29 protein-coding genes and 1 riboswitch are annotated in these 26,349 nt (G+C 65.4%); of the genes, 7 read left to right on the top strand and 22 right to left on the bottom strand.

The window, feature by feature from the left end:
• Window positions 1–87: 87 nt before the first annotated feature.
• From J2X92_RS07340 to J2X92_RS07320, 5 genes are all read right to left on the bottom strand, one after another.
• Window positions 88–783 (bottom strand): hypothetical protein, encoded by a 696-nt coding sequence (locus J2X92_RS07340; RefSeq protein ID WP_307574560.1) that lies wholly within the window; start codon window positions 781–783, stop codon window positions 88–90.
• On the bottom strand, window positions 780–929 hold the full coding sequence (locus tag J2X92_RS07335) for a hypothetical protein (RefSeq protein WP_307574558.1): 150 nt from the start codon (window positions 927–929) through the stop codon (window positions 780–782). Before J2X92_RS07335 ends, J2X92_RS07340 begins: the two co-directional genes overlap by 4 nt.
• The gene (locus J2X92_RS07330; protein ID WP_307574556.1) at window positions 926–1,282 is read right to left on the bottom strand and encodes a hypothetical protein; all 357 of its coding nucleotides are present in this window, start codon (window positions 1,280–1,282) and stop codon (window positions 926–928) included. Before J2X92_RS07330 ends, J2X92_RS07335 begins: the two co-directional genes overlap by 4 nt.
• Window positions 1,279–1,428, bottom strand: a complete 150-nt coding sequence (locus J2X92_RS07325; protein WP_307574555.1) for a hypothetical protein — start codon at window positions 1,426–1,428, stop codon at window positions 1,279–1,281. Before J2X92_RS07325 ends, J2X92_RS07330 begins: the two co-directional genes overlap by 4 nt.
• A 248-nt stretch (window positions 1,429–1,676) precedes the next feature.
• Complete coding sequence (locus tag J2X92_RS07320) at window positions 1,677–2,669, bottom strand: Bug family tripartite tricarboxylate transporter substrate binding protein (protein WP_307574552.1); 993 nt, start codon at window positions 2,667–2,669, stop codon at window positions 1,677–1,679.
• A 110-nt stretch (window positions 2,670–2,779) separates the two neighbouring features.
• On the opposite strand from J2X92_RS07320, the gene clpB reads away from it, so the two are divergent.
• From clpB to J2X92_RS07300, 4 genes are read left to right on the top strand one after another with little or no spacing between them, the layout of a single operon-like run.
• Entirely contained in the window at window positions 2,780–5,401 is a 2,622-nt protein-coding gene (gene clpB, locus J2X92_RS07315; RefSeq protein ID WP_307574550.1) for an ATP-dependent chaperone ClpB, read from the top strand.
• A gap of 9 nt (window positions 5,402–5,410) precedes the next feature.
• A complete protein-coding gene (locus J2X92_RS07310) occupies window positions 5,411–5,749 on the top strand; it encodes a hypothetical protein (RefSeq protein ID WP_307574548.1) in 339 nt (112 codons plus the stop codon).
• Between the two features lie 44 nt (window positions 5,750–5,793).
• The gene (arfB, locus tag J2X92_RS07305) at window positions 5,794–6,201 is read left to right on the top strand and encodes an alternative ribosome rescue aminoacyl-tRNA hydrolase ArfB (protein WP_307574546.1); all 408 of its coding nucleotides are present in this window, start codon (window positions 5,794–5,796) and stop codon (window positions 6,199–6,201) included.
• 44 nt (window positions 6,202–6,245) lie between these two features.
• The gene (locus J2X92_RS07300; protein ID WP_373424799.1) at window positions 6,246–6,824 is read left to right on the top strand and encodes a DUF3299 domain-containing protein; all 579 of its coding nucleotides are present in this window, start codon (window positions 6,246–6,248) and stop codon (window positions 6,822–6,824) included.
• On the opposite strand, the gene J2X92_RS07295 is transcribed toward J2X92_RS07300, so the two are convergent.
• The 6 genes from J2X92_RS07295 to J2X92_RS07270 all read right to left on the bottom strand — a co-directional run bounded on the left by J2X92_RS07295 (window position 6,776) and on the right by J2X92_RS07270 (window position 12,253).
• Window positions 6,776–8,524, bottom strand: coding sequence for a SulP family inorganic anion transporter (locus J2X92_RS07295; RefSeq protein WP_307574543.1), 1,749 nt, complete (start codon window positions 8,522–8,524; stop codon window positions 6,776–6,778). The two genes, J2X92_RS07300 and J2X92_RS07295, sit on opposite strands and share 49 nt — an antisense overlap.
• Window positions 8,525–8,600: 76 nt before the next feature.
• Window positions 8,601–9,008, bottom strand: a complete 408-nt coding sequence (locus J2X92_RS07290) for a DUF2501 domain-containing protein (RefSeq protein WP_307574542.1) — start codon at window positions 9,006–9,008, stop codon at window positions 8,601–8,603.
• Between the two features lie 66 nt (window positions 9,009–9,074).
• A complete protein-coding gene (locus J2X92_RS07285; RefSeq protein WP_307574541.1) occupies window positions 9,075–10,283 on the bottom strand; it encodes a beta-ketoacyl-[acyl-carrier-protein] synthase family protein in 1,209 nt (402 codons plus the stop codon).
• Window positions 10,280–10,522: an acyl carrier protein gene (locus J2X92_RS07280; protein WP_307574540.1), complete on the bottom strand. Its 243-nt coding sequence runs from the start codon at window positions 10,520–10,522 to the stop codon at window positions 10,280–10,282. The genes J2X92_RS07285 and J2X92_RS07280 overlap by 4 nt, the downstream gene beginning before the upstream one ends.
• Window positions 10,523–10,616: 94 nt before the next feature.
• Window positions 10,617–11,333 carry a phosphatase PAP2 family protein gene (locus J2X92_RS07275; RefSeq protein WP_307574539.1) on the bottom strand — a complete coding sequence of 239 codons (717 nt, stop codon included), beginning with the start codon at window positions 11,331–11,333 and terminating at the stop codon, window positions 10,617–10,619.
• A 77-nt stretch (window positions 11,334–11,410) separates the two neighbouring features.
• A complete protein-coding gene (locus J2X92_RS07270) occupies window positions 11,411–12,253 on the bottom strand; it encodes an AraC family transcriptional regulator (protein ID WP_307574537.1) in 843 nt (280 codons plus the stop codon).
• Window positions 12,254–12,342: 89 nt separating this feature from the next.
• Here J2X92_RS07270 and J2X92_RS07265 point away from each other — a divergent pair, with 89 nt between their 5' ends.
• A complete protein-coding gene (locus J2X92_RS07265) occupies window positions 12,343–13,596 on the top strand; it encodes an MFS transporter (protein WP_307574535.1) in 1,254 nt (417 codons plus the stop codon).
• A gap of 43 nt (window positions 13,597–13,639) precedes the next feature.
• The gene (locus tag J2X92_RS07260) at window positions 13,640–14,392 is read left to right on the top strand and encodes a sulfite exporter TauE/SafE family protein (RefSeq protein WP_307574534.1); all 753 of its coding nucleotides are present in this window, start codon (window positions 13,640–13,642) and stop codon (window positions 14,390–14,392) included.
• Between the two features lie 13 nt (window positions 14,393–14,405).
• On the opposite strand, the gene arsC is transcribed toward J2X92_RS07260, so the two are convergent.
• The 9 genes from arsC to J2X92_RS07215 form a co-directional block, all read right to left on the bottom strand.
• The gene (gene arsC / locus J2X92_RS07255) at window positions 14,406–14,789 is read right to left on the bottom strand and encodes an arsenate reductase (glutaredoxin) (RefSeq protein ID WP_307574533.1); all 384 of its coding nucleotides are present in this window, start codon (window positions 14,787–14,789) and stop codon (window positions 14,406–14,408) included.
• Window positions 14,786–15,460 carry a glutathione S-transferase family protein gene (locus tag J2X92_RS07250; protein ID WP_307574532.1) on the bottom strand — a complete coding sequence of 225 codons (675 nt, stop codon included), beginning with the start codon at window positions 15,458–15,460 and terminating at the stop codon, window positions 14,786–14,788. The genes arsC and J2X92_RS07250 overlap by 4 nt, the downstream gene beginning before the upstream one ends.
• Window positions 15,461–15,492: 32 nt before the next feature.
• The gene (locus tag J2X92_RS07245) at window positions 15,493–16,008 is read right to left on the bottom strand and encodes a 6,7-dimethyl-8-ribityllumazine synthase (RefSeq protein WP_307574531.1); all 516 of its coding nucleotides are present in this window, start codon (window positions 16,006–16,008) and stop codon (window positions 15,493–15,495) included.
• Between the two features lie 101 nt (window positions 16,009–16,109).
• Window positions 16,110–16,278: riboswitch (FMN riboswitch) on the bottom strand.
• A 106-nt stretch (window positions 16,279–16,384) separates the two neighbouring features.
• Window positions 16,385–17,479, bottom strand: a complete 1,095-nt coding sequence (locus J2X92_RS07240; protein WP_307574530.1) for a DNA glycosylase AlkZ-like family protein — start codon at window positions 17,477–17,479, stop codon at window positions 16,385–16,387.
• A gap of 318 nt (window positions 17,480–17,797) precedes the next feature.
• A complete protein-coding gene (locus J2X92_RS07235; RefSeq protein ID WP_307574528.1) occupies window positions 17,798–18,676 on the bottom strand; it encodes a sugar phosphate isomerase/epimerase family protein in 879 nt (292 codons plus the stop codon).
• 10 nt (window positions 18,677–18,686) lie between these two features.
• Window positions 18,687–19,874: a dihydrodipicolinate synthase family protein gene (locus J2X92_RS07230; RefSeq protein WP_307574527.1), complete on the bottom strand. Its 1,188-nt coding sequence runs from the start codon at window positions 19,872–19,874 to the stop codon at window positions 18,687–18,689.
• A 10-nt stretch (window positions 19,875–19,884) separates the two neighbouring features.
• Window positions 19,885–21,048 (bottom strand): Gfo/Idh/MocA family protein, encoded by a 1,164-nt coding sequence (locus J2X92_RS07225; RefSeq protein ID WP_307574526.1) that lies wholly within the window; start codon window positions 21,046–21,048, stop codon window positions 19,885–19,887.
• Between the two features lie 52 nt (window positions 21,049–21,100).
• Window positions 21,101–22,084: a tripartite tricarboxylate transporter substrate binding protein gene (locus J2X92_RS07220; RefSeq protein WP_307574525.1), complete on the bottom strand. Its 984-nt coding sequence runs from the start codon at window positions 22,082–22,084 to the stop codon at window positions 21,101–21,103.
• Window positions 22,085–22,226: 142 nt separating this feature from the next.
• Window positions 22,227–22,883: a TetR/AcrR family transcriptional regulator gene (locus J2X92_RS07215; protein WP_307574524.1), complete on the bottom strand. Its 657-nt coding sequence runs from the start codon at window positions 22,881–22,883 to the stop codon at window positions 22,227–22,229.
• Between the two features lie 94 nt (window positions 22,884–22,977).
• Between J2X92_RS07215 and J2X92_RS07210 the strand changes: the two genes are divergently transcribed.
• Window positions 22,978–24,696: a thiamine pyrophosphate-binding protein gene (locus tag J2X92_RS07210; protein WP_307574523.1), complete on the top strand. Its 1,719-nt coding sequence runs from the start codon at window positions 22,978–22,980 to the stop codon at window positions 24,694–24,696.
• A 108-nt stretch (window positions 24,697–24,804) separates the two neighbouring features.
• Here the strand turns inward: J2X92_RS07210 and J2X92_RS07205 are convergent, their stop codons facing one another.
• Window positions 24,805–25,257: an SWIB/MDM2 domain-containing protein gene (locus J2X92_RS07205; protein WP_055804724.1), complete on the bottom strand. Its 453-nt coding sequence runs from the start codon at window positions 25,255–25,257 to the stop codon at window positions 24,805–24,807.
• 155 nt (window positions 25,258–25,412) lie between these two features.
• The gene (locus J2X92_RS07200) at window positions 25,413–26,339 is read right to left on the bottom strand and encodes a DMT family transporter (protein ID WP_307574521.1); all 927 of its coding nucleotides are present in this window, start codon (window positions 26,337–26,339) and stop codon (window positions 25,413–25,415) included.
• Window positions 26,340–26,349: the final 10 nt, after the last annotated feature.

Here is a 26,349-nt window from a genome sequence, read left to right as displayed (position 1 = left end):
CTGCGCTTCGTGCGCGGGTGTGAGGCCAGGTTGGGCGGCGAATTGGGCAAGGGCCGTTTGCAGCTGGGAATTGGGGTTTGCCATGGTTTATCTGACGGCGATGGATTGCACGCAGGCATGGCGCAGCTTTTCGTCTGGGGCATCCGCTTCGCGCCAACGGGTGATCTGCACCACGACGCTTTTGCGCGTAAAAAAATAAACTGGCAGGCGCCGGAACTTGGGTGGAGGCGTTTCGAGGAGCCCTGTCCGTTCATTGAGACGGGGCGGCAACGTCGGATACGTTTCGTACTGGGCCATGTCCTCCCGTTCCTGAAATCCCATGCCCTTTAGCGCAGTCACGTAAGCGTCGTAGTCCATCGTACAGACTGGTGCCATATCGGCGGCTTCATTCTTATTGATGAAGTTGTAGCTGATGTTTTTCAAATCTGGGGATTTGGGGTTGTTGTAATAAGCAAAGACATAGCGCCAACCCGACGCTGGTAAGTGCATCCCAAAACCGTGTGAAGTCGTCTCAGGAATGTCGTACAGAGGCAGCCGCGTCACCTCCCGCACCCGCTCCAACGACAACTCGTCGAAGGATTTGAGGCTGTCGATCAGCTTGAGCATTCGTCGGCCGATCTCGTCCGGTGTGAGTTCGGGGTATTCATCCAGCGTGTGAGGGCGGTAGGTTCCTGCAGACATGGTCATGGGCGCAGCCTCTTTGAGTAGGGTTGGTGGGACTTGGGCGCAGGCACCCAGCATCAGCGCCGCAAGCATCGGCAATATGAGCTTGCGGGCAATCATCGGGATGCCTTCTGGTTCCATTGCTCCAGCAATCGGGCATCGCTGGCGACGGCGGCACGCAGTTGTGCTTCCTGCGAGGGAGTGACACCGGGTTGGGAAGCGAATTGGGAGAGGGCGCTCTCCAGTTGGGGATTGAGGTCGGTCATGGCCTTGATCCTTTGCCGAAGCGGCGGACATCAATCCTCTCTACGCACGCGTGTCGCAGCTTTTCGTCAGGAACGTCTCCTTCGCGTCGGGGGATGATCTGCACCACAACGTCGTTGCGCGTAAAAAAATAATCAAGCAAGCGCCGGAATTGAGGGGGGGAGGGCTCTAACAGTCCTGTCTGTTCGTTGCGGCGCGGATAGGGGTCGGGGTGCTCATCCAGCGTGTGGGGACGGTAGGCTTTCGCAGATGCATTCATCGGCATGGTCTTTTTGGAGTCAGGCGCGGGGGCATGAGCACAGGCGCTCAGGGCCAGTGTTGCAAGCATCGGCAATATGAGCTTGCGGGCAATCATCGGGATGCGTCCTGGTTCCATTGCTTCACCAACCGGGAATCGCTGGCGACGGCGGCGCGCAGTCGCGCCTTCTGCGTGGGAGTCACGCCGGGCTGAGCTGCGAGCTGAGCCAGCGCCGCTTGCAGTTGGGGGCTGAGGTTGGCCATGACCCATTGTGGTTGGCCGAAATAGTCAAAGCCGCAGTGCCTCCCCGATTGCGGTAAACGAACCGTGAAAGAATGCAGATCTCCGGCGGGCGCGTGAGCCATCCGAAGCGCGTGCTATCTCCGGTACTTGCTCCAACGAAACTCGTTGTGTGGACTTCGTGCAAGGGCGTGCCACTGCCGCGACGTCTGTGGCAGGGCCGGCGCGCTGGGAGGATTCGGGTCACAGCGGCGCCCCTGCCTGTGAACAGCTACAGCGGCTTGAACCCGCTCGACTGAATGATCCGCTCCCAAGTCTGCGTGTAAGTGCGCACGCGGCCCGCGAATTGGCCTTGCGGCTCGTACGCCACCGTCAGGCCCATTGCAGTGAGCTTCTGCTTCACGTCGGGCATCGCCAGCACCTTCTGCAGCGCATCGCCGTACTTGTCGATAATGGGCTGCGGCGTGCCAACGGGCGCGAAGATGCCGTAGTAAGGCAGGTCTTCAAGATTGGAAAAGCCCAACTCAGTGAAGGTAGGCACGTTCGGAAGCACAGCCTGGCGCTTGGCACCGATCGAGGCCACGATGCGCACTTTGCCAGCTTTGTGGTTCTCTATGAAGTCGGGCACCGAGGCGATGCCGGCGGTGATCTGGTTGCCCAGCATGTCCGCCGTCATTGGCGCGCTGCCGCGGTAGGGCGCGGGCTGCACGTCGATCTTGTATTTTTCCGAGATCATCTTCACCAGGAATTCGGGGATCGAAGCCGGCGCGGGGATGCCGATGGTCTCCTTGCCGCCGCGCTGGGTACGAACCCATTTCACGTATTCATCAATGCTCTTGGCCGGCGTGCCGCCCGAGACGGCCAGCACGTTGGCGAAGGTGGCGAAGCCGGCCACCGGCACGAAGTCGGTGGCGGGGTTGAAGCCTGGGTTCTTCACCACCTGCGGCAGGATGGAAATCGAGTGGTCGTGGGAGAGGAACAGCGTATGGCCGTCAGCCGGGGCTGCCTTGAGCGCCTGCGCCGCAATCTGTCCGCCCGCGCCGGCGCGGTTCTCCACCACCACCGGCACGCCCAGCACGTCCTTGAGTTTTTCGCCGAGCGTGCGTGCAATGGCGTCCGAGCCGGCGCCGGCCGGAAATCCGACCAGCAGGCGGATGGGCGTGCCTTGCGCGTGCGCAAGACCGGTCAGGCCAAAGGCCGCTACAAGGAGGCCGACGCCGAGCGCCCGGCGAGCCGGATGGGGGCGCTGCATTGAAAAAACCATGATCGACTCCATTCGAAAGATGAGCGGGCACAGTGCAATAGACGTGCCCGAAGCGCCGGGCACCTTGAATCGCGCCCGAACAGTCCTATTTTGAGTGCAGGAACACCACCATGCGACAAGACAAACTCACCACCAAATTCCAGGAAGCGCTGGGCGATGCGCAGACGCTCGCGCTCAGCAACGACAACGCCTACATCGAACCGGCCCACCTGCTGGTCGCGATGCTGCGCCAGGAAGACGGGCCCCGCGCCCTGCTGGAACGCGCCGGCGTCAACGTCCACGGCTTGGCGAACGCGGCCGAGGCGGCTATCAAGAAGCTGCCGCAAGTGCAGGGCCACGACATCGTGCAGGTCGGGCCCGAGCTCGGCAAGCTGCTGCAGGCGACCGAGAAAGAGGCCATCAAGCGCAACGACCAGTTCATTGCAGGCGAGCTCTTCCTTTTGGCCGTGGCCGACAGCAAGTCGGACATCGGCCGCATCGCGAAGGAAAACGGCCTGACCCGCAAGTCGCTCGAATCGGCCATCGATGCCGTGCGCGGCGGCCAGGGCGTGAACAGCGCCGACGCGGAAGGCCAGCGCGAAGCCCTCAAGAAATACTGCCTCGACCTGACCGAGCGCGCCCGGCTGGGCAAGCTCGATCCGGTCATCGGCCGCGACGAGGAAATCCGCCGCGCCATCCAGGTGCTGCAGCGCCGTACCAAGAACAACCCGGTGCTCATCGGTGAGCCGGGCGTGGGCAAGACCGCCATCGTCGAAGGCCTGGCGCAGCGCATCGTCGCGGGCGAGGTGCCTGAATCGCTCAAGGGCAAAAGGGTGTTGTCGCTCGACATGGCTGCGCTGCTGGCCGGCGCCAAATACCGCGGCGAGTTCGAAGAACGCCTCAAGACCGTCTTGAATGAACTCGCCAAGGACGAGGGCCAGACCATCGTCTTCATCGACGAGCTGCACACCATGGTCGGCGCAGGCAAGGCCGAAGGCGCGATGGACGCGGGCAACATGCTCAAGCCGGCGCTAGCGCGCGGCGAGCTGCACTGCGTGGGCGCCACCACGCTCGACGAATACCGCAAGTACATCGAGAAGGACGCCGCGCTTGAGCGCCGCTTCCAGAAAATCATCGTGGGCGAGCCGAGCGTGGAGGCGACCATCGCCATCCTGCGCGGCCTCCAGGAAAAGTACGAAGTGCACCATGGCGTGCAGATCACCGACCCGGCCATCGTGGCCGCGGCCGAGCTGAGCGACCGCTACATCACCGACCGCTTCCTGCCCGACAAGGCCATCGACCTGATCGATGAAGCCGCGGCCAAAATCAAGATCGAGATGGACTCCAAGCCCGAGGTCATGGACCGCTTGGACCGTCGCCTCATTCAGCTGCAGATCGAGCGCGAAGCCGTGCGCCGCGAAAAGGACGAGGCCTCGCAGAAGCGCTTCGGCCTCATCGAGGACGAGGTTGCGCGCCTGCAAAAGGAAATTGCCGACTACGACGAGATCTGGCAGGCCGAGAAGGCGCAGGCGCAAGGCAGCGCGAAGATCCGCGAGGACATCGACAAGATCAAGTTCGAGATCGAGGAGTGGAAGCGCAAGGGCGACTTCAACAAGCTCGCCGAACTGCAGTACGGCCAGCTGCCGGCCCTGGAAAAGCGCCTGCGCGAAGCCGAGGAGAGCGAGGCGAGCAAGGGCAAGTCGAGCGCGCCCACGCTGCTGCGCACACAGGTCGGCTCGGAAGAAATTGCCGAAGTCGTGGCGCGCGCCACCGGCATTCCGGTCGCCAAGCTGATGCAGGGCGAGCGCGACAAGCTGCTCGTCATGGAAGACAAGCTGCACGAACGCGTCGTGGGGCAGGACGAAGCCATCGGCGCGGTTGCCAACGCGATCCGCCGCTCGCGCTCGGGCCTTTCCGATCCGAACCGCCCGACTGGCTCCTTCCTGTTCCTCGGCCCCACCGGCGTGGGAAAGACCGAGCTGTGCAAGGCGCTTGCGGGCTTCATGTTCGACAGCGAAGACCACCTCATCCGCATCGACATGAGCGAGTTCATGGAGAAGCATTCGGTCGCCCGCCTGATCGGCGCGCCGCCGGGCTACGTGGGCTACGAGGAGGGCGGCTACCTCACGGAAGCCGTGCGCCGCAAGCCCTACAGCGTGGTGCTGCTCGACGAGGTCGAGAAGGCCCATCACGACGTGTTCAACGTGCTGCTGCAGGTGCTCGACGACGGCCGCCTGACCGACGGCCAGGGCCGTACCGTCGACTTCAAGAACACCGTGATCGTGATGACCAGCAACATCGGCTCGCCGATCATCCAGGCCATGGTGGGCCAGCCGGCCGAAGAGATCAAGGAAGCGGTGTGGGATGAGCTGAAGAACTACTTCCGCCCCGAGTTCCTGAACCGCATCGACGAGACGGTGGTGTTCCATGCGCTCGACGCGAAAAACATCGAATCGATTGCCGCGATCCAGCTCAAGGTGCTGCAGGCGCGGCTCGCGAAGATGGACCTGGGGCTCGAAGTCTCGCCCGCGGCGCTGGCCGAGATTGCCAAGGTCGGCTTCGACCCGGTGTTCGGCGCACGGCCGCTGAAGCGCGCCATCCAGCAGCGCATCGAGAATCCGCTCTCCAGGCTGCTGCTCGACGGCAGCTTCGGGCCGAAGGACACGATCGAAGTGAATACCGATCCGATCCGGACCCCAGGCCAGTTCTCGTTCACAAAGGCCGGGGAACCATCGGAGGCCATTGCGGCCTAAAGTCGGATGATGAACTTCATATTTCGCGTCATTCTTCTGCTTCTTGGCCTGGTTTTTGCGGCCAGTCTCGCGGTGGCGGTCATGCTGCTTGCGGCTGTGTGGAGCGTGCGCTACGCCTGGGGGCGCATCACGGGCAAGCCCGTGACGCCCTGGATGGCTTCGATGGGCGGGCGCTTCAACCCGCGCTCGGGCTTCGAGCGTTTTCGCAATGCGGCACAGCCGACCGAGCCCACCGCGGCCGACATGGCCAATGCGCGTGCGCGCGGCGAATCGGTGCGCAGCCCGCTGGCCCTGCGTCCCGCGGGCGACGTGACCGACGTGCGGGCCCGGCCTGCGCGCGGCGAGTAGGCACGCCCCCGTCTTCGAACGCGTTTGAAGGCACACTTGCCTTCATGCTTCGCCCACCCCTTCTCATCGACCCTGACGAGGTAGAGATCAGCGCCATTCGGGCGCAGGGTGCGGGCGGGCAGAACGTCAACAAGGTGTCGAGCGCGGTGCATTTGCGCTACGACATCCACGCGAGCTCTTTACCGCCTGACGTGAAGGAACGCCTGCTTGCGCTGCGCGACAGCCGCATCACGCAGGAAGGCGTCTTCGTGTTGAAGGCCCAACAGCACCGCACGCAGGAGATGAACCGGGCCGACGCGCTCGCGCGCCTGCAGGCGGTGGTCGATAGCGTGGCTACGCCGCCGCGCGTGCGACGCCCGACCAAGCCGACCTACGGCTCGAAGCAGCGCCGACTCGAAGGCAAGAGCCAGCGTTCGCAGATCAAGAACCTGCGCGGCCCGGTGCGGGACTGACCTTTAAGGCCCCGCTAAGCTGAATGACACGGCCCCGACGCACAATGGAGGCCATGAGAGTCTTCCTCCGCCGCGTCTTGCCGGCATTCCTGCTGGCTCTGGGTGCGGCTGCCCTGGCGGGCTGCGGCCCGGATTCCGACACGAAGGCGGCGACCGCGGGCCCGGTGCAGGAGCTCAAGTGGGAAGAGCTCGTTCCCAAGAACTGGGATCCGACCAAGCGCTACCGCAACATCAGCCTCGAATCGCTGCGCGACAACGACCCGCGCGCGATTCAGATGCTGGACGAGATGCGCGCCGTCTGGGACAACGCGCCGGTCAACGTGGCGCTCGACGGCACGTCCGCGCGGCTGTCGGGCTTCGTCGTTCCGCTCGACAACACGCAAGGCGGCATCCGCGAGTTTCTGCTGGTGCCTTACTTCGGCGCTTGCATCCATACCCCGCCGCCGCCCGCCAACCAGATCGTGCACGTGATCGCGGCCGACACCGTGAAGGGCCTGCACGCGATGGGCACGGTGCGGGTCAGCGGGCTGCTGAAGGCGGCGCGCTATTCCTCGGTGGACATGGGCGTGAGCGGCTACGAGATCAAGTCGGCTTCTGTCGAGCCTTTTGTCTCGGCGCGCTGAGCTTCTTCCGGCTGCGCCAGCGCAGCCAGCGCCTCTGCATCGGTGCGGTAGCTGAAAAGCATCGGCCCCGCTGTAAGCAGTCCGGCACGCTCCAGCACCTGCATGGCCGGCAGCTTCAGGCCGCTCAAGTGCAGGCGCACGCCCTTGGATTCCATCATCCGGCGGATCGAGCCGAATACTTCAGCGCCCGTGATGTCGATGCGGTTGATGGGCTGCGCAAAGAGGCACACGTCCGTCAGGTCGGGGCGCTCGGCAAGGGCGACCGTGAGTGCGCGCTCGAGCGTGGAGGCCGATGCGAAGTCGAGTTCGGCATCCATGCGCAGCGCATAGAGGTGCGGTGCCAGCGGCGGCAACTTCCAGAGGTGGCGGTCGCGCAGGCTGCCGTCGGGATGCAGGCCCACCTCGATGATGCGCGGATGCAGGTGGCGGTACATGTAGTGCGCCATGCTCGCGAGGAGCCCGCCCAGCACGCCCCAGTAGATGCTCGGCGCGGTGGCAATGGTCAGCACGAAGGTGCCGAATGCGATGCCGGCCTCGATGCGCGACACGCGCCACAGCGCGACGAAGCTCGCCGGCTTCACCAGCCCGAGAATGGCCGTGACCACTACCGCCGCCAGCACGGCCTGCGGCACGTGATAAAGCAGCGGCATGAGCCACAGCAGCGCGCCGGCCACCACCGCCACGCTGAACAGCGTGGCCCACCCGGTCTGCGCGCCCGCATACAGTGTGATCGCCGATCGCGAGAAAGACGAACTGGTGGGAAAGGCGCCCGTGAACCCTGAAGCCAGCTTGGCCAGCCCTTGGCCGATCAAGTCCTGGTTCTCGTTCCAGAGCGTGCCGGCGCGCGCGTTGTCGATCTTGGCGCTCGATGCCGTCTCCAGAAAGCTCACCAGCGTGATCATCAGCGCGGGCAGCACCAGCGCGCTGAAGGTGTTCAAGGGCAAGAGGCCCGGCCAGTAGAAGGAGGGGAGGCCAGAAGGCAGGCTGCCCACCACGGCGCCGCCGCGCAATGCGTAGTTGACCGTCCAACTGATGGCCGCGGCGCCTGCCACCAGCGCCATGGTGGTCGGAAAGCGCGGCGCCAGCCGCTTGCCCAGCCACAGCACCGCGATGCTGCCGAGCCCGAAGGCAATGGCGACAAGGTCTGGCAACGGACCGCCCTGCAGCACCTGGGGAATGGTGCGGCCCGTGAAGCCGAGCAGCGCCGGCAACTGAGAAATCGCAATCAGCACGGCGGCGCCCTGTGTGAAGCCAATCAGCACCGGCGAATTCACCAGCCGCAGCAGCCAGCCGAAACGCCCCGCGCCCAGCACCATCTGGATGGCCCCCGAGATCAGCGTGAGCCACACCGCCATCGCCACCCATTCGGTGCTGCCGGGCACCGCCAGCGGCGCGAGCGAGGCGCCCACCAGCAGGCTGGTGAGCGCGGTGGGGCCGACCGACAGCCGCTGCGAGGAACTGAAGATCACTGCAACCAGCGCCGGGAACAGTGCCGCATAGACGCCGGTAACCAGCGGCATACCCGCCAGCGCCGCATAGGCCACGCCCTGCGGAATGACCATCAGCGCCACCGTGAGGCCCGCCATCGCCTCATTGCGCAGCAGCGCGGCGGAAGGGCGGGGCCATGCGAGACAGGGAACCCAGCGCGCGAGACGTTGGCGCAAGGAAATGGAAGAAGAGGAAGAGGCTGCCGGATTCATGAAGCGTTACGAGCGCACGGAAGAAGCGGGACGGCACGTGCGCGGTGCGCCGCGCGCGTTGCACGCAGGAGCGCCGTCAGATCAGGGAGGTGGCGTTTTTCAGCACGTAGTCGCAGGCCTTCGTCTTCAGCTTCGACGAGAGCATCTTGAGGTTGAGCGTCTTGCCGTCCCCGCCCTTGAGCAGGCCCTTGGCGCCGCTATCGAAGTTCTTTTCCTGCTGCTTCTGGCCAGTGATCTTGGCAAGGAGCTTGTCTTTCACCGAGGCCGCATCGCCGCCCAGGTAATTGTTCTTGACACAGTACTGCAGCACGCCGGCCGCGCTGCCGATGGTGCTGGAGCCGATGGCGGGCATCTTGAAACCGAGGTTTTCGCCAAGCGACGAACCGGCCTGGTCCTTCAGCTTGCCGAGGAGGTCCGACTGGGCCGAAACTGTGCCGCTTGCCGCGACCAGCGCGAGAGAAACCAGTGCGAAGCGAAAGCGCATGACGAACCCCGTCTGTGGATATGAATGAAGATTCCATCGTCAGCATACCCCCGACGGAACTTGGGTTCACGCGCGGCGGAACAGCAGCACCGAATTCGTCCCGCCGAAAGCGAAGGAGTTGCTCATGGCCGCTTCGAGCGCAGGTGCGCCCGTGTCGTTCTGCGTCACCAGGTTCAGGCTGCAGGCCGGATCGATCTCGCTGCAGTTGGCATTGGGCGGCAGTTGCCGACGGTGCAGCGCAAGCACAGTGATGAGCGCTTCAATGGCTCCCGCCGCGCCCAGCAAGTGGCCGTGCAGCGCCTTGGTGGAGCTGACGCGCAGGTTGCCGAGATCGTCGCCCCACACATCCGCCAGCGCATTGCGCTCGACCACGTCGCCGATGCGCGTGGCCGTGCCGTGCGCATTGCAGTAGCCCACGTCGCGCGGCTGCAGCCCGGCCTGGCGCAGGGCGGCGCGCAATGCGCGGGCCTGTCCCGGAGCGTCGGGTTTGGTGAGGTGCGTGGCGTCGCTGCTGAGGCCCCAGCCGGCTAGCGTGGCATAGCTGCGGGCGCCGCGGCTGCGCGCGCGTTCGGCCGACTCGAGCACCAGAAAGGCCGCGCCTTCGCCCAGCGCGAAGCCGCTGCGGTCGGTGGCAAAGGGCCGCACCGCGCCGGCTGCTTCGCCGGGCTGGAAGCTGGCCAGTGTCTGCATGGCCTGCCATGCGAGCACCACGCCGGGCACGATGAGCGCCTCGCTGCCACCAGCGATGGCCACGTCGACCTCGCCGCGCTGGATGGCCTTGGCGGCTTCGGCAATGGCCACTGACGACGAGGCGCAGGCCACCGAGTAGGTGATCACCGGGCCCTGCACGCCGTTGCGCATGGCCACGTGGGCGGCGGGCGCATTGGGCATGAAGGCGGGAATGGTGAGCGGCGACACGCGCCCGTTGCCGCGATAGGCCGCCTCGAGCGCCGCGGCGCCGCCCATTCCGCAGCCGGCGTACACACCTACGCGCTCGGGATCGGCATTGCTCATGGCAAGTCCTGCATCGCGCATCGCGAGGTCGGCCGCCGCCACGGCCAGCTGGCTCACGCGGTCGACACCCGCAAGCTGCAGTTTGGTGAACCAGGGTGTTTCGTCGAACGCGACCGTGGCCGCGGCAGCCGGCTTGGGCAGGTCGGGAAAGATGGGCTGGAGGGCCGATTGGCCGTCCAGCAGGGCCTGGAACAGCGTGCCGGGCTCGCCGCCATGCGGCGCCATGACGCCCAGTCCGGTGACGCAGACCTCGTGGTTCACGCTGTCTTCGCGGCCCTGACCTTGTCGACCAGCAAGGCCAATTCGCCCAGCGTGTCGATGTTCGCGTCGTCGTCGGGCATGGTGATGCCGAAGTGGTCTTCGATGGCAAACAGGAATTCGGCCAATGCCAGCGAGTCGAGCCCGCCGGTTTCGCGCATCGATGCGTGGGGGTCGAGCTTCGACGGTTCGATACCGTACTTCTCGTGGATCAGGTCCTGCAATTGCTTCAGCGAACTCATCGTGCGATGCCTGTTGTCGTGTGCCGGCCGCTTGATCGATCGCCGCCCTGGGGGCGCTCCATGAGATCGACCCCTTCCTCGCTCGGCTTGTGGGTCAGTGATGGCCAATGATATCCGCTCCAACCAAAGTATTGCCTCCGCTCCTGCGCTCCGGACGCCACCGCAGCGAAGGGAGTGCGAAGGCCATTCCCAGCAGGGCGCCGGCCAGCGCGTCGAGCACCACGTGCTGCTTGACGGCCAGCGTCGACCAGACGATGGCAGCAAACCAGGCCCAGTTGGCAAGGCGCAGAAACAATGGAGTGCGTGCCTCGCGCAGCACGTGGTCGAGCCGGATGGCCGTGAAGATGGCCACGGCCACGTGCATTGAGGGACAGGCGTTCCCCGCGGCATCAACGCCCTGCAGCATGGCAAAGCCGGGGTAGCCCGACACGTCCATGGCAAGCGGCGGTATCTGTGTCGGCCAGAAGTAGAAAAAGCCCAGGCCCGTGAGGCACAGCGCGCCAATCCAGAGCCCATAGACCACCAGCTCGCGAAAGCTCAGCTGCAGCCCGGGCGCGATGCCCACATAGAACCAGAGCGACAGGTAGGCGCCCAGCGCATAGGGCTGGAACGGAATCAGGCGGTCGAGGGCCGTGAGCGGCATCACCGCGACCGGATAGGCCGGATTGCGCAGCAGGTGAAAGTAGCCGATGAAGAAAAGCCAGGTGAAGACCGTGGTGCCGATCGCCTTGAGCCAGAAGAGGCGGCGCATCCGCTCGCCGATGTCCATGGTCCAGGTCTTGGGGCGATGCGATCGGGGAAGGGGCGCCATGGGCAGGTCGGTCGGGGTGGTCCGTTGTTTCTTCAGCCCTTGGATCTTGCCAGAGCCCCGTGACGGCTCGGCGCCATTCAAGAGATGGCAGCGGAGCGCTTGCGGTGCTGGAACGAAGTGGGCGAGCGCCCGGTGGCTGCCTTGAACATGGCGCAGAACGCGCTGTCGGTGGCATAGCCGCTGGCTGCCGCCACCTGGCTCACGGCCATGCCGCGCGCGAGCAGTGGCAGCGCGTGTGCCATCACGGCCTGCTGCCGCCATTGCTGCCAACTCATGCCGAGCTGGTCGCGGAAAAGCCGCGCCACCGTGCGCTCGCTGGCGCCGATGGCCGCGGCCCGCTCGGCCAGCGTGGCCCGGTCGGCCGGATTGCGCAGCAGCGTTTCGCACAGCTGGCGCAGCCGCTTGTCGGTGGGCAGCGGCACGTCGATGCGGATCTGCGTGGCGCGCTCCAGTTCGTCCACCAGCAGCGGGGCGATCATGCGTTCGCGCTGCGCCGCATGCGGATCGGCCGTCGGCAGGCCGTCGGGCGTGGTGTCGAGCGCGAGCATCAGAGCGCGCAGCAAGGGGCTGATTTCGAGCACCTCGCACTTTTCCCACGGCGGCCCGAGCCAGGCATGCAGGTACACGGTGCGCAGCTCGGCGTCTTCGATCAGCATGATGCTGTGCGGCATGTTGGCCGGGACCCAGACTGCGCGCGACGGCGGCACGATGTAACTGCCGTCCTGCGTGCTGAGCCGGATCACGCCGCGGGTCGAAAAGGTGAGCTGCGGCCACGGGTGCTGGTGCAGCTCCACGAAAGTGTCGGCGCTCAGGAAATGTTCCTTGGCGCGCAGCGGCCGCACGGCGTCGGGCGCGTAGAGATGCGGCGTGAGCGAGGCCACGCTGGTGACCTGGGAAGGGGTGGAAACGGCGCTTGGCATGGTTTCGACAAATGTTGTCGCTGTATCGCCATTCTGCCGCGACCGGTACGAATAGCATCGGTGCCTGCCCCGGTTTTTTGTAGCAATCCATGTCTTCATCCTCCTCCCCGACAGCCGCTTCTTCCACCAGTTTGCGAGGCGACGCGCAACTGATCGGACTGGTCGGCCTGGCTCATGCCATCAGCCACTTCAGCCAGCTGATCCTGGCGCCGCTGTTCCCTTGGCTGAAGGACGCTTTCAACGTCAGCTACACCGAGCTTGGCGCGGTGCTGACGGTGTTCTTCGTGGTCTCGTGCATCGTGCAGGCGGCCTCGGGCTTCATCGTCGACAAGCTGGGGCCGCGGCCGGTGCTCTTCGTGGGACTTGGCGCGCTGGCGCTGGCGGCTTTCGGCTATGCCCTGGCCCAGAGCTATTGGATGCTGCTGCTGTGCGCCATCGTGGGCGGCATCGGCAACGGCGTGTTCCACCCGGTCGACTACACGCTCTTCAACCGCAAGGTGGCGCCTACGCGGCTCGGCCACGCCTATAGCGTGCACGGCATCACCGGCAGCCTCGGCTGGGCGCTGGCGCCGGCCTTCGTGGTGCCGATTGCCATCGCGTTCTCGTGGCGCGTGGCGCTGGCATCGGCCGGTGCGTTGGCAATCGTGGTGCTGCTGGTGCTTTGGGCGTATCGCAGCGTGCTCTCGCTCGACGTGAAGACGGTGCAGAAGGCCACCGGCCACGGCGAGCCTGCACCCATCGGCGGCGAGTTCGACTTCCTGCGCATTCCTGCCGTGTGGATGTGCTTCGGTTTCTTTTTCTTCTATGCCGTCGTGATCAGCGTGGTGCAGACCTTCGCGCCGGTGGCAGCAGGCCACCTGCACGCGGTGCCGGTGGCGCTGGTGGCGGTGTGCCTCACGGTGTACATGGTGGCCAGCGCGGGCGGCATGGTGGTCGGCGGCTTTCTCGCCTCCGACCCGTCGCGCTGCGAACGCATCGTGGGAACCGGCTTCGGCATTGCGGCCGTGTTGGCGCTGGTGCTCGCTTTTGCGCAATTTCCGCCCGTGATGGTGCCGGTGCTGTTCGGCGCCATGGGTTTTGTCTCCGGCGTGGCCGGGCCTTCGCGCGACTTGCTGGTCAAGCGCTCGACGCCTCCCAACGCCACGGGCCGCGTCTACGGCGTGGTGTATGCGGGCCTCGACATCGGACAGGCCCTGGCTCCGCTGGTGTTCGGCCGCCTCATGGACCACGCGCAGTACACGAGCGTGATCGTTGGCCTTGCACTGGTGCAGGCCGTGCTGATTGCCAGCGCCTTCAACGTGAGGCGGGTGCGCCGCACGGCGTTGGTGCCGGCATCGGCCTGACTGATTCGCGCTTGCACCAGATGCGGTCGATATCATCGGCCGCATGCAGGCCTTGTATGTGTATGTGATCGCCGGCGCCGTGCTGGCGGGTTTTGTGCAGGGCCTGTCGGGCTTCGCCTTTGGCCTGGTGGCGATGTCGGTCTGGGCCTGGACCCTCGAACCGCAACTGGCGGCGGTCCTTGCCTTGTTTGGCGCGCTCACCGGCCAGGTGATTGCCGCCGTCACCGTGCGCCGAAGCTTCGACAAGCATGTGCTGTGGCCCTTCGTGCTTGGCGGATTGGTCGGCGTCCCTTTCGGCGTGTGGCTGTTGCCGCACCTCGACCTCGTGGTCTTCAAGGTCTGCCTGGGCGTGCTGCTGGTGCTTTGGTGTCCTGCCATGCTGATGTCGCAGCACTTGCCAAAGGTCACCTTCGGAGGGCGAATCGCCGACGGCATCGCCGGAAGCATCGGTGGTGCCATGGCGGGCATCGGGGGCTTCTCGGGCACCATTCCCACGCTGTGGTGCACGCTCCGCGGCTTTCAGCGCGACACGCAGCGCGCGGTGATCCAGAACTTCAATCTCTCGATGCTGCTGGTGGCGTTCGCAATCCACGTCGCGAGCGGCAGCATAGGCCGCTCGATGTTGCCGCTGCTGGGGCTGGTGGCGCTGGCCGTGGCGGTGCCGGTGCTGCTGGGCGCGAGGCTCTATATCGGCATCAGCGAGACGGCGTTCCGCAAGGTGGTGCTGGGCCTGCTGACCGCATCGGGCGTGGCAATGCTGGCTTCGGGCGTGCCTGCGCTGCTGCAGCGCGCGTAAGGGCCGGCTCGGTCTACGCCGCGGGCAAGATCTCGCGCACGCGCGCCCACGGCCGGCACATCAACGTGCCGCGTGGAGAAACGACGATCGGCCGTTGCAGCAGGATCGGATTCGCGACGATGAAGTCGAACAGCTGGTCGTCGGTCCATTTCGGATCGGCCAGCCCCAGTTCCTCGTAGGGCGCTTCCTTCGTGCGCAGCAGGTCGCGCGGGCCCATGCCCATGGCCTTTGCCAACTCGCGCAGCTTCTTCTTCGTGGGCGGTGTCTCCAGGTAAAGAACGATCTCGGGCTCCACGCCGCTCTCCCGGATCAAGCCCAGCACATTGCGCGAGGTGCTGCAGTTGGGCTTGTGGAAGATGGTCATCGGGTAGGCGGTGGTCGGCGTGCGTGTGGTCATGTCTCCGGGTCCAAAGAAAAAGGAAAGCGCGCCGCCCAGAACTCGGCCAGACGCGGATCGGCATCGACACGCCGCACCACGCCGGCCATGCGGGGTGCTTCGCGATAGAAGCGTTTGCGATGCGGCGTCCAGCGCGACAGCACCGTGACGTACAGGTCAAGCATGCTCAGCTTCTCGCCGAGCAGGTAGGGCGCGGGTTCGTCGATCTGCGTGTCCATCAGGTGCCAGCAGTGCGCAATGCGCTCGGCCGTGCGTTCAAGCATCACGGTCTGCGCCGCCGGATCCGGTGTGAGGCGCGTGGGTTCGTCGCGCACCCAGTACATCCAGTAGATCGCCGCCGGCAGGTAGACCATCCATCGCAGGTAGCGCGCACGCAGCGGATCGTCCGGCGCCGGGCAAAGCCCGGCTTCCGGATAGCGGTCGCCGAGCCAGATCAGGATGGCCGCGCTCTCGGTCATCACTTCGCCGGAAGGCAGCACGAGCGCAGGCACCTGGCGCATCGGATTGACTCTTGCCATGCGCTCGCGTTCGGACTCGCTTTCCCACGGCGAGACGTCGACGACGTCGACCTGCGCTCCGATCAGCGTCAGCGCCGCATGAACGGGCGTTGCGCCCGAACCGGGGGCGCCGTAGAGGGTGTATCGGTCGTTGGAAGCGGATGAAGAAGCCATCCGCCCAGATTACTGCAGCCCCGTGCCGCTTGTCACGCGATGGCCAGCGCCGCGTCGACCTTCTTCAACCCTTCGAGTGTCCTCACGCAGGCTTCGGCTACTTCAGTGCCCTTGACGGCAAAGTGCCGGTGGAAGTATTTGCGGTGCTCCACGTGTTCGTGGAAATGGTGCGGCGTGAGCACGGCCGAGAAAATCGGCACGTCGGTTTCGAGTTGCAGCGACATCAGCGTGCTGACTACGGTGCTGGCCACGAACTCGTGCCGGTAGATGCCGCCATCCACCACCAGTGCGCAGCCGATGATGGCCGCGTACTTGCCAGAGTTGGCGAGCCGCTTGGCATGCAGCGGAATCTCGAAGGCGCCCGGCACGTCGAACACGTCGATGAGATCGCGCGCCACGCCGAGCCGTTCCATTTCGGCAAGGAAGGCGTCGCGCGCCTGGTGGACGATGTCGGAATGCCACTGCGCCTCGACGAATGCGATGCGCTCGCCGCGCGGTTTGCCCGACGCGTCGATGGCGGAAAGGGGAAGGTCGTTGATCTGACTCATGGTGTGCCTCTTGCTTGAAAGCAGGTTTCCTGAATCAGGGCGCACGAAACCGCAGGGCAGACCGCGCGCTCCAATGGAAAGCGCACAGGCCGGCCCGCATTTCGCGCTCTCTTTCATCCGGACTGTGACCGTCGGCTTCGGAATTGCACCGAAATCTGCTGACCCCGCAACCCATTGCAGGCCGCGGGCGCTCGCGGGCTCGTGCGACCCTCTTTCGAAGAAGCCGCCATTACCGCCGGTGGGGAATTTCGCCCCGCCCTGAGAACGCTTGCCATCCGGCATGCCGGACGACGGGGCGATTCTAGAAGCCCGCGGCGACGCGGGTTGTCGCCCGTGCGCCAGACCTTCAGCGGCGCGGGGATTCTGCCGGGGCGGCTCAGCGGCCGGCCAGGAACTGCGTCATGCGGTGCAGTTCTTCATCGAGTGCCTGGCGAAATGCCGCATCGCGGGGCTTCTTGTTGACGTAGCCAAAGGCCGGCTGCAACCGGCCCTCCGGTGCGCTCATGTTGGCCCAGCCGATCACGCGGTCGTGCCAGAGCATCGGCAGCGCGTAGTAGCCGAACTGCCGCTTCGGCGCCGGCGTGTAGGCCTCGAACTTGTATGTCCAGCCCCACAGCAGCTCGAAGCGGCGACGGTCCCACACCACGGGGTCGAAGGGTGCGAGCAGGCGCACAGCGTCGTCGGGTGCATGGCGCTTCGAGGCCGGGTTCTCGCCGGCGGGCCAGTACCAGGTGGTGCCGTCGATGCGGCAGCTTGCCAGATGTTCCTCGCGTGCCAGGCGCAGCGCGGCTTGCGTCTGCGCTGAGAGATGCGGCGCGCCGTAGCCGAGCAGCCGTATGAGATAGGTGAGGCTCGCTGCCGGCAGAGGCGCGTACTTTCGCACCACCAGGTCCACGAGCGCGGCGGCGCGTCGCGCACGGCCGGCGGGACTCTCGTCGGCGGGCAGATGAGTTACGGCTTCATAGACGCGCGTGCCGCTGTCACGACGCACCACGCGCAGCATGCCGCGGTAGTGCAAGCCGTCGAGCAGGCGCGTGGTCGCGTTGCTCGAACCGCCCCAGTAGTTCTTCACGCGGCCATGCGCGAAGTGCTGTTCAACTTCGCGCGGGTGCACAGGTCCGCGTTCGCGCACGAAGGCCAACACATCGGCGGCCTTGCGGTGGGTGTCCGCGTCCCAGGGCTGCCTGGCTTCGCGCGGATGCATCAGCGCCAGGTGTTCGCGCGGCAAAAAGCCGTAGTTGACGAGGCAGTCTTCCTCGATGGCAAGGCGCGTGTAGCGGGTTTCGAGATCGCCCGCGCGGTAGTCTTTCACGCGGTGGCGCAGCGTCAGGTCTTGGGCGCGCGCGGGCGCGCGGATCGGGTCGGCCTGAACGAAGCCGAGTTGGCGGATCGCTGACGGCAGGGTGGTCGGCTTGAAGAGGGTGCGCGCTATTGCGTAGCGGCGCAGGTCATCGAGGGTCGGGGTAGCCATGTGGCGGATTGCAGCACAGGTGGCGCGATTCTGCGTGCTGCTGTTCAGGGCTCGCTCCCGCCGACGGGGTACTTTGCTCCGCGAATGTCCCCCGCCTTTCGGCCTCCTCCTTTATTTCGCTGCGCAAGGCACCCCATCGACGGGATCGTTGTTCAGAGCACTGGTTGATCGAGCGGAACAAGAGCAGCGCCTGGTGTGCGCAGGGCGCCGGGTGCTCCCCGCAGCGAAATAAAGGAGGAGCCGAAGGCGGGGGACATTCGCGGAGGGGAGTACCCGGTGGCCTGTGCACGCGCCCTGAACAAGAGCGTCAAAAGTAATCTAGACGGCTTGCTTGTGCCGCTCAATACACACGTCGAGCGTTTCGCTCCCGGCCCGCTGCCACCAGTCGAGGTTCGAAAAAATCTCCACCTCGCTAAACCCCGCGAACCCCGCGTCTTCAACCCAGCCACGGATCTTCTTCAGCTCGACCACGCCGTCGCCCATCATCCCGCGGTCGGAGAGCAAATCGCGCGTGGGCGTGAGCCAGTCGCAGACGTGGTACGCCAAGAGGCGCTCCCGGCCGGCGCGGGCGATCTGCTGCTGGAGCTTCGGGTCCCACCAGACGTGATAGATGTCCAGCGCCACGCCGAGCATGCCGCTCTTGCCCGAATCCAGCTCGTCGCAAATGTCGAGCGCGTGTTCGAGCGTGTTGATGCAGGCGCGGTCGGCGGCTTGCATGGGATGCAGCGGCTCGATGGCCAGCGGCATGCCGACTTCGCGACCGTATTCGAGCGAGGCGGCGATGCCGTCGCGCACCTCGTTGCGCGCACGGGCGATGTCCTTGTAGGCCGCTTTGCCTTCGAGTGCGCCGGGGAGGGCGCCGACGACCAGCACGAGGCAGGGCGCATCGAGCGTCTTCGCTTCGTCGATGGCGCGGCGGTTGTCGTCCAGTGCAGCCTTGAGGCCTGTTGCATCGGCCGCTGGGAAGAAGCCGCCGCGGCAGTAGCCCGAGAGACCGATGCCATGTGTCTTCAACTGCTTTGCAATCTTGTCGAGCCCGACGGCGGCCACCTGGTCGCGCCAGGGGCTGATGGCGCGAATGCCGCGCTCGGCGCACTGGTCAATGATGCGGTCCAGCGGCACCTCGGCGCTGAGTTGTTTGCGGACGGTCGCGGTGTTGATCGACAGCCAGTCGTGGTTCTGCGAGAAGTCGCGCATAGCTTTTCGATCAGCCTTCCACGCCGTGCAGGGCTAGCAGAGTCTTCATGCGTTGTAACGCCAGCTCCGGATGCTCCAGCAGGTTCGCCGCATCGGCCAGCCGGAACAACTCGGCAAAGTGCTGCAGCGACCGCGTGCTCTGCTGGCCGCCGACCATCGTGAAATGCTTCTGGTGGCCGTTGAGCCAGGCCATGAACACCACGCCGGTCTTGTAGAAGCGCGTCGGCGCCGCAAAGATGTGGCGCGATAGCGGCACCGTCGGGCCGAGGATGGCGTGGAATTTGTCGGTATTGCCCTGCGCCAGCGCGCCCAGTGCCGCACTCGCGGCGGGTGCGATGGCGTCGAAGATGCCCAGCAGCGCGTCGCTCCGGCCGTGCGTCGGCTCGCTGCTAAAGCCGTCGCCGGCAATCAGCTCGGCATAGTTGAAGTCGTCGCCGGTGTACATGCGCACGCCCTTGGGCAGGCGGCGGCGCATCGCAATTTCCTTGTCCTTGTCGAGCAGGGAAATCTTGATGCCGTCCACCTTGTGCGGATGCGCGGCAATCACGGCCAGCGCCGTGTCCATCGCTGCATCGACGTCCTTGCTGCCCCAGTAGCCCGCGAGGGCCGGGTCGAACATGTCGCCGAGCCAATGCAGCACCACCGGCTGCTTCGCCTGACTCAGGATGCGGTTGTACACGCGCTCGTAGTCGGCCGGGCTCTTTGCCACGCGGGCCAATGCACGGCTGGCCATCACGATCAGCTTGCCACCCAGCGCCTCGATGGCGGCCATCTGCTCTTCATAGCCGCGGATCACGTCATCGACGCTCTTCACCTCGTCGATGTTCAGGTGGTCGGTGCCGCAGCCCGAGGCGACCAGCGCGCCGGGCACGTCCCTGGCCGCATCGAGCGAGCGGCGGATCAGTTCGAGCGAGGTCGGCCAGTCCAGGCCCATGCCGCGCTGAGCCGTGTCCATGGCCTCGGCCACGCCCAGGCCCAGCGAGAACAGATGGCGCCGATAGGCAATGGTCGCGTCCCAGTCGACCGCGCATTGCAGCCACGGGTCTATAGCAGCCAGCGGGTCGGCCACCACGTGCGCCGCCGAATAGGCGATGCGGTTGAACTTGACGCCCGCATCGGGCTTCACCGGCGCGGTGCCGCGCAACGCGTAGGGCGCGAGCGAGCCGCTCGCGGTGGGAAGGTTCAGGGAGAGTGCCATGCCTGCCGCCTCAGATCTTCAGTTGCGGCACGTCGATCCAGCGGCGGTCCTTCCACGACTCCAGTGCCGCCTCGACCAGCTGCACACCCTTGGCGCCTTCGGGCAGCGTCCACTTGTAGGGCTCGTTCTCCACCACGTGGCGGATGAAGTGCTCCCACTGGATCTTGAAGCCGTTGTCGTACACCTGCGAATCCGGAATCTCCTGCCACTGGTCGAAGAAATTCATCATCTGCTTCTCGTCCGGGTTCCACACCGGGCGCGGCGTGGCTACGCGCGACTGGGCGCGGCAGCTCGACAGGCCCGCCACGGCCGAGCCGTCGGTGCCATCGACGTGGAAGGTCACGAGGTCGTCACGGCGCACGCGCGTGACCCAGCTCATGTTGATTTGCGCGATCACCGGCTCGCCGTTGTGGCCGGTGAGCTCGCAGGTGGCGTAGGCCGCGTCGTCGGCGGTGGCGGCATACGGCTTGCCGGCTTCGTCCCAGCGCTTGGGAATGTGGGTGGCGCCAATGCACGATACCGACTTCACCTCGCCGAACAGGTTGTCCAGCACGTAGCGCCAGTGGCACATCATGTCCAGGATCATGCCGCCGCCGTCTTCCTTGCGGTAGTTCCAGCTCGGGCGCTGGATCGGTTGCAGGTCGCCCTCGAACACCCAGTAGCCAAACTCCAGGCGCACGCTGAGCATGCGACCGAAGAAGCCGGCGCGGCGCAGCATGTCGAGCTTGCGCAGGCCGGGCAGGAAGAGCTTGTCCTGCACGGCGCCGTGCTTCAGGCCGGAGCCTTCGGCCAGCCGCGCGATCTCTACCGCCTCGTTCAGGTTGGTGGCAATCGGCTTCTCGCAGTACACGTGCTTGCCGGCGCGGATGGCCTTGGCCAGCAGCGTGGGGCGCATCTGCGTGGTGCCGGCGTCGAAGAAGATCGTGTCTTCCTTGTTCTCCAGCGCCTTGTCCAGGTCGGTGCCCCAGCGCGCGATGTTGTGCGTCTTCGCGAGCGCCTCCATCTTTTCGGCGTTGCGGCCGATGAGGATGGGGTCGGGCATGACCTTGTCGCCGTTCGACAGCGTGACGCCGCCTTGCGCGCGAATCGCGCAGATCGAGCGGATCAGGTGCTGGTTCATGCCCATGCGGCCGGTGACGCCGTGCATGATGATTCCGAGTCGTTGTGTAGCCATGTCTTCAGCCGAAAGGAGTTGGAGAAAGAGGAGGGGAAAGGGAGGGGGCGGATTACTGCGTCGGCGTCAGGCCGGCGGCCTTGACCAGCGCCGCGTTGGTCTTGATTTCGTCCTTGATGTACGCGTCGAACTGCTCCGGCTTGAGCGTCCATGCATCTGCGCCGAGCTTCAGGAAGCGTTCCTTGACTTCGGGCGAAGCGAGAGCCTTCACCACTTCGTCGTGCAGCCGGTTGACGATTTCGCGCGGCGTCTTGGCAGGCGCCATCATTCCGATCCAGAAGTTGAACTCGGAGCCGGGCACGCCCGCCTCGGCCGTGGTCGGAACGTCAGGCAGGGCGGCCGCGCGCTTGGGCGAACCCACTGCCAGTGCGATCAACTGGCCCTCCTTGATCTGGCCGATGACCGGCGCGATGGGCGAGAAGTAGTAGTCGACCCGGCCCGACAGCACTTCCGTCACGGCCTCGGCCGAGCCCTTGAACGGGATGTTGGTGGCGTCGATCTTCGCGGCCAGCTTGAACTTCTCGGCGTTGAGGTGGGTGGCGCTGCCCTGACCGGCCGAGGCGAAGTTGATGGTGCCGGGCTTGGCCTTGGCCGCCGCAACCAGCTCCTGCAGCGTCTTGATGTTCTTCGAGGGCGAGATCACCAGCGCATTGGGCAGCGACGAAATGGGTGTGACTCCGGCGAAGTCGTTCACCGTGTCGAACGGCAGCTTTGCGAAGGTCGAAGGGCTCACCGTGTGCGACGACGAGTGAATCATGATCGTGTAGCCGTCCGGCGCGGCCGTGGCCACGGCCTGCTGGCCGATGGTGCCGCTGGCGCCGCCGCGGTTGTCCACGACAAGCGTCTGGCCCATGCTCTGGCCCATCTTGTCGGCGATGGCGCGGGCAATGATGTCTGTGGTGCTGCCGGCTGCGAACGGCACGATAACTCGAATGGGTTTGTTGGGATACCCGCCCTGTGCCGATGCCGGCCCCGGCATCAAGGCGGCGAGGCAGGTGAGCGTAGCGAGTGCAGTGGTGCGTACGAGTTGCTTCATGGTTGTCTCCGTGCGGTCGGGCCGCCTTGTCTTTACGATTAATTCACCAGCGAGTGAATTGCCGATTCTAGAAAGGCTGCCGCCGCAGTGCAACCGCTGCTGATCGGTAAATACCCGGAGAGAAGGAAGGCGCCCGGAGGGCTCAGTGCAGCACGTAGCCCAGCACGAGGTCGGTCATGTGCGAGAGGCGTTGCGCCATCGCCTTGGGCGCGCGCAGGTCACGGCCGAAGACAGCCGAGAGCGTGTGGTTGTTCGAGAGGTAGAAGTAGCAGAGCGAGGCGATCGAGATGTACAACTGCACCGGGTCGACGCCGGCGCGGAACAGCTTGTCGCGCTTGCCGCGCTCAAGCACCGTATCGAGCAGCTGCACCAGCGGCGAGTTCATTTCCTGGATGCGCTCGGAGCGCTTGAGGTGCTCGGCGCAATGCAGGTTCTCACTGTTGAGCAGCGTAATGAACTCGGGGTGCTCCAGGTAGTAGTGCCAGGTGAACGAGACCAGCTGCCGAATGGCCTCGACCGGGTCTATCTCGTCCAGGTGCAGCTGTTGCTCGGCCTCGCGGATGTCGGCGTAGGTGCGTTCGAGTACCGCCAGGAACAGGTCGTCCTTGCTGCCGAAGTAGTAGTAGATGAGGCGCTTGTTCAGGCCTGCGCGCGCCGCGATGCTGTCCATGCGCGCACCCGCCAGACCCCGTTCGGCAAACTCGTCGCGCGCCGACGCAAGAATGGCGAGTTGCGAACGATCGGCGTCGCGCGAGCGCGGCTCGACCATTTCGGGCGGGAGATCCTTGGGGGCTTTCATGGCGCGAATTTAACCAGTTGGTGAATTAACGCAAGACGTTGAGAGCGGACGCACATAATTGCCGGAGACATTTTCAGCTGAGGTTCGACTTCTCATGAGTACATCACAACCCGCCGGCCACCTGATCGTCGAATGCCTGATCGAGCAGGGCATGAAGATCGCTTTCGGCGTTCCGGGCGAAAGCTTTCTGGCGGTGCTCGACGGCTTTCATGCCTACCGCGAACGCGCCCGCTTCATCGTCAACCGGCAGGAGGGCGGCGCGGCCTTCATGGCGGACGCGCACGGCAAGCTCACCGGCCGGCCGGGCGTGTGCTTCGTCACCCGCGGGCCGGGCGCCACCAACGCATCGATCGGCGTGCACAACGCCTTCCAGGACTCGACGCCCATGGTGCTGTTCGTTGGCGACGTCGGCAGCGACTTCCGCGACCGCGAAGCCTTTCAGGAGGTGGATTACGGCAGTTTCTTCGGGCCGAGCACCAAGGGCTTTGCCAAGCGCGTGGAGCGCATCGACGACGCTAACCGCATCCCGGAATACGTGGCGCGCGCTTTTGCCACGGCAATGAACGGGCGGCCGGGGCCCGTGGTGCTGGTGCTGCCCGAAGACATGCTGCGTGCGCAAACCGCTGCGAGGCCCCTGCCGCGCGTCGAAGCGGTTCAACCCTGGAGCGACCCCGGCGCGCTGCGCACCCTGCGCGAACTGCTGCTGAAGTCCGAACGCCCGCTGGTGATTGCGGGCGGCGGCGGCTGGACGACGCAGGCCGCGCAGGCGCTGCAGCGCTTTGCCGAGAACTGGCGGCTGCCGGTGGCCAATGCCTTCCGCTTTCAGGACACCTTCGACAACCACCATTCGCTGTATGCAGGCGACGTCGGCATCGGCATCAACCCCAAGCTGGCGCAGCGCGTGAAAGACAGCGACCTGATCATCGCCATCGGCCCGCGGCTGGGCGAGATGACCACCGGCGGCTACACGCTGCTCGAGGCGCCGAAGGCGCGGCAGAAGCTGGTGCACATCCACGCCAGCGCGGAGGAACTCAACCGTGTCTACCAGGCGGACCTGGCCATCAACGCCGGTATGAGCGCGGCCGCGCGCAGTCTCGAAGTGCTCAGCGCGCCCACCACGCTGCCGTGGGAAGCGTGGGCAGTGCAGGCCCATGCCGACTACGAAGCCAACCTGGAGCCGCAAGCGTTGGCCGGCATGCCGGCTGAAACGCCGCGAGGCCCGGTCGACATGGCGGAGGTGGTCGCGCTGCTGCAAAAGCACCTGCCGGCCGATGCGGCCATCACCAACGGCGCGGGCAATTTTGCGAGCTGGGTGCATCGCTACTTTCGCTATCACGGGCTTGCGAAGGGCCACAAGACGCAGCTCGCGCCCACCAGCGGTGCCATGGGCTATGGGGTGCCTGCGGGCATCGCAGCCAACCTGGCCACCGGCCGCGTGGCATTCACCATTGCGGGCGACGGCGATTTTCTGATGACCGGGCAGGAGCTCGCGACGGCTTCGCAGCACGGCGGCAAGAGCATCATCGTGCTGCTGAACAACGGCATGTTCGGCACCATCCGCATGCACCAGGAGCGTGAATATCCGGATCGCACGAGCGGCACCGCGCTGCAAAACCCCGACTTCTGCGGCCTTGCGCGGGCCTACGGCTACGTTGCCGAACGCGTGACGGAAACCTCGCAGTTCGAAGCCGCACTGCTGCGCGCGCTGGCGGCCGATACAGGCACGCTGATCGAAATTCCACTCGACCCCGAGGTGATCACCACCCGCGGCACGCTCGCGTCGATCACGCGCGCGGCCCAGGCGCGGGCCTGAGAAGAGCGGCGCAGCGAGCCGGCGTGCGCGCCGGCCGCGGACAAAAAAAAGCCGGCACGTGCCGGCTTTTTGATTCGGGAGCGCGATGAACGCGCAGTGCCCGAGCGCTTACTTGACGTGCTTGCCGATCAGCGCAGCCAGTTCGAACATCGAGACTTGCGGCTTGCCGAAGATTTCCTTCAGCTTGGCGTCGGCGTTGATGTTGCGCTTGTTGGCCTTGTCTTGAAGGTTGTTCTTCTTGATGTAGTCCCACAGCTTGCTCACGACTGCGGTGCGCGGCAGAGGCGTCGAACCGACCACAGCGGCGAGTGCCGGGCTGGGGGTCAGGGCCTTCATGAACGCGGCGTTGGGCGTGCGCTTCTTGGCAGGAGCGGCCTTCTTTGCAGGAGCAGCCTTCTTTGCCGGAGCAGCAGCCTTCTTCGCAGGAGCGGCAGCCTTCTTTGCGGGAGCAGCAGCCTTCTTGGCCGGTGCGGCCTTCTTCGCAGGAGCCGCAGCCTTCTTGGCGGGAGCGGCTTTCTTTGCCGGAGCTTTCTTGGCCGGAGCCTTCTTTGCAGTTGCCATGGTTGATTTCCTTTTTTGGTTGAACGTTCACCAATGAAAAACTTGCGTCTCCAGTGGCATTGCGGATGCTAAAGGAGAAAAAACGCGTTTCCAAGGGAAAAAGTGGTTTTTTCATTGGGAGCTGTTGTTTTTTCAGAGGGGAGAACCCGAGGTTTTCAGCTTCGGCGTTCGGGCCACGTGGCCAGCACCACACCGACGAGCGCAAGAGCGAATGCAATGAGCTGTGCCCAAGAGAGGCTCTCGCCAAGCACCAGCACGCCAATCAAGGCCGCGCTCACGGGCAGCATCACCGCGAAAACGCCCGCTTGTGCAGCGGGCACGTGGCGCAGACCGGTCATCCAGAGCCACACCGTCCAGATGCTTGCCGCAAGCGCGTAGACCACGAGCAAGGCCCAGATGCCCAAGCGCACTGCAGAGAAATCGAACTGCAGTGCGAACCAAATGCCGAAGGGCATCGACAGCACGAAGCCCCACAGGTTGATGAGCGACGAGATCCGCTTGGGGCCGAGGCGGCCGGTGAGCGACTTGCCGATCACAGCATAGGCCGTCTCGCACAGCACCGCGCAGAACACCAGCAGATTGCCGAGCCACGGCAGGGACGAGCGCGAAGGGGCCTCTGCGTTGGCTTGGACGTGCGCAGGCGCAAGTGCGAGTAGCCCGATGCCGATTGCTGCGCACCCGATCGCCAAGCCGATGCGCATCGTGATGCGCTCGCGCAGGAAGAGCCAGCTCGCAACCGCCACGGCCGCTGGCATGGACGCCATGATCACGCCGGCCGACACTGCGCTCGTGAGGCTCACGCCGAAGAGCATGCAGACGGAGAAAAGGAAGTTGCCGAAAAACGATTCGAGAAACACCAGGCCGCGCGTGCGACCGCTCATCGGCGGTTCGCCCGGCGATCGCTGCAGCCAGTGCGGCATGGCAAGCGCGGCAATGCCGAAGCGGAGCCACGCGAGCAGCAGCACCGGGAAGGCGGCGACCAACGGTTTGGAGAGGGCGACATAACCGCCGACGAGCGACATGCTCAAAGCCAGGCAGCCGTAGGCAACGAGGCGGCTGGAGGCGGGGACAGCGGTGTTCAATAGACTCGAT

Source organism: Variovorax paradoxus (genome assembly GCF_030811855.1).
GTDB lineage: Bacteria > Pseudomonadota > Gammaproteobacteria > Burkholderiales > Burkholderiaceae_C > Variovorax > Variovorax paradoxus_L.
Note: the sequence above shows the minus strand (reverse complement) of the source record. Positions and strands in the feature narration are given on the sequence as shown.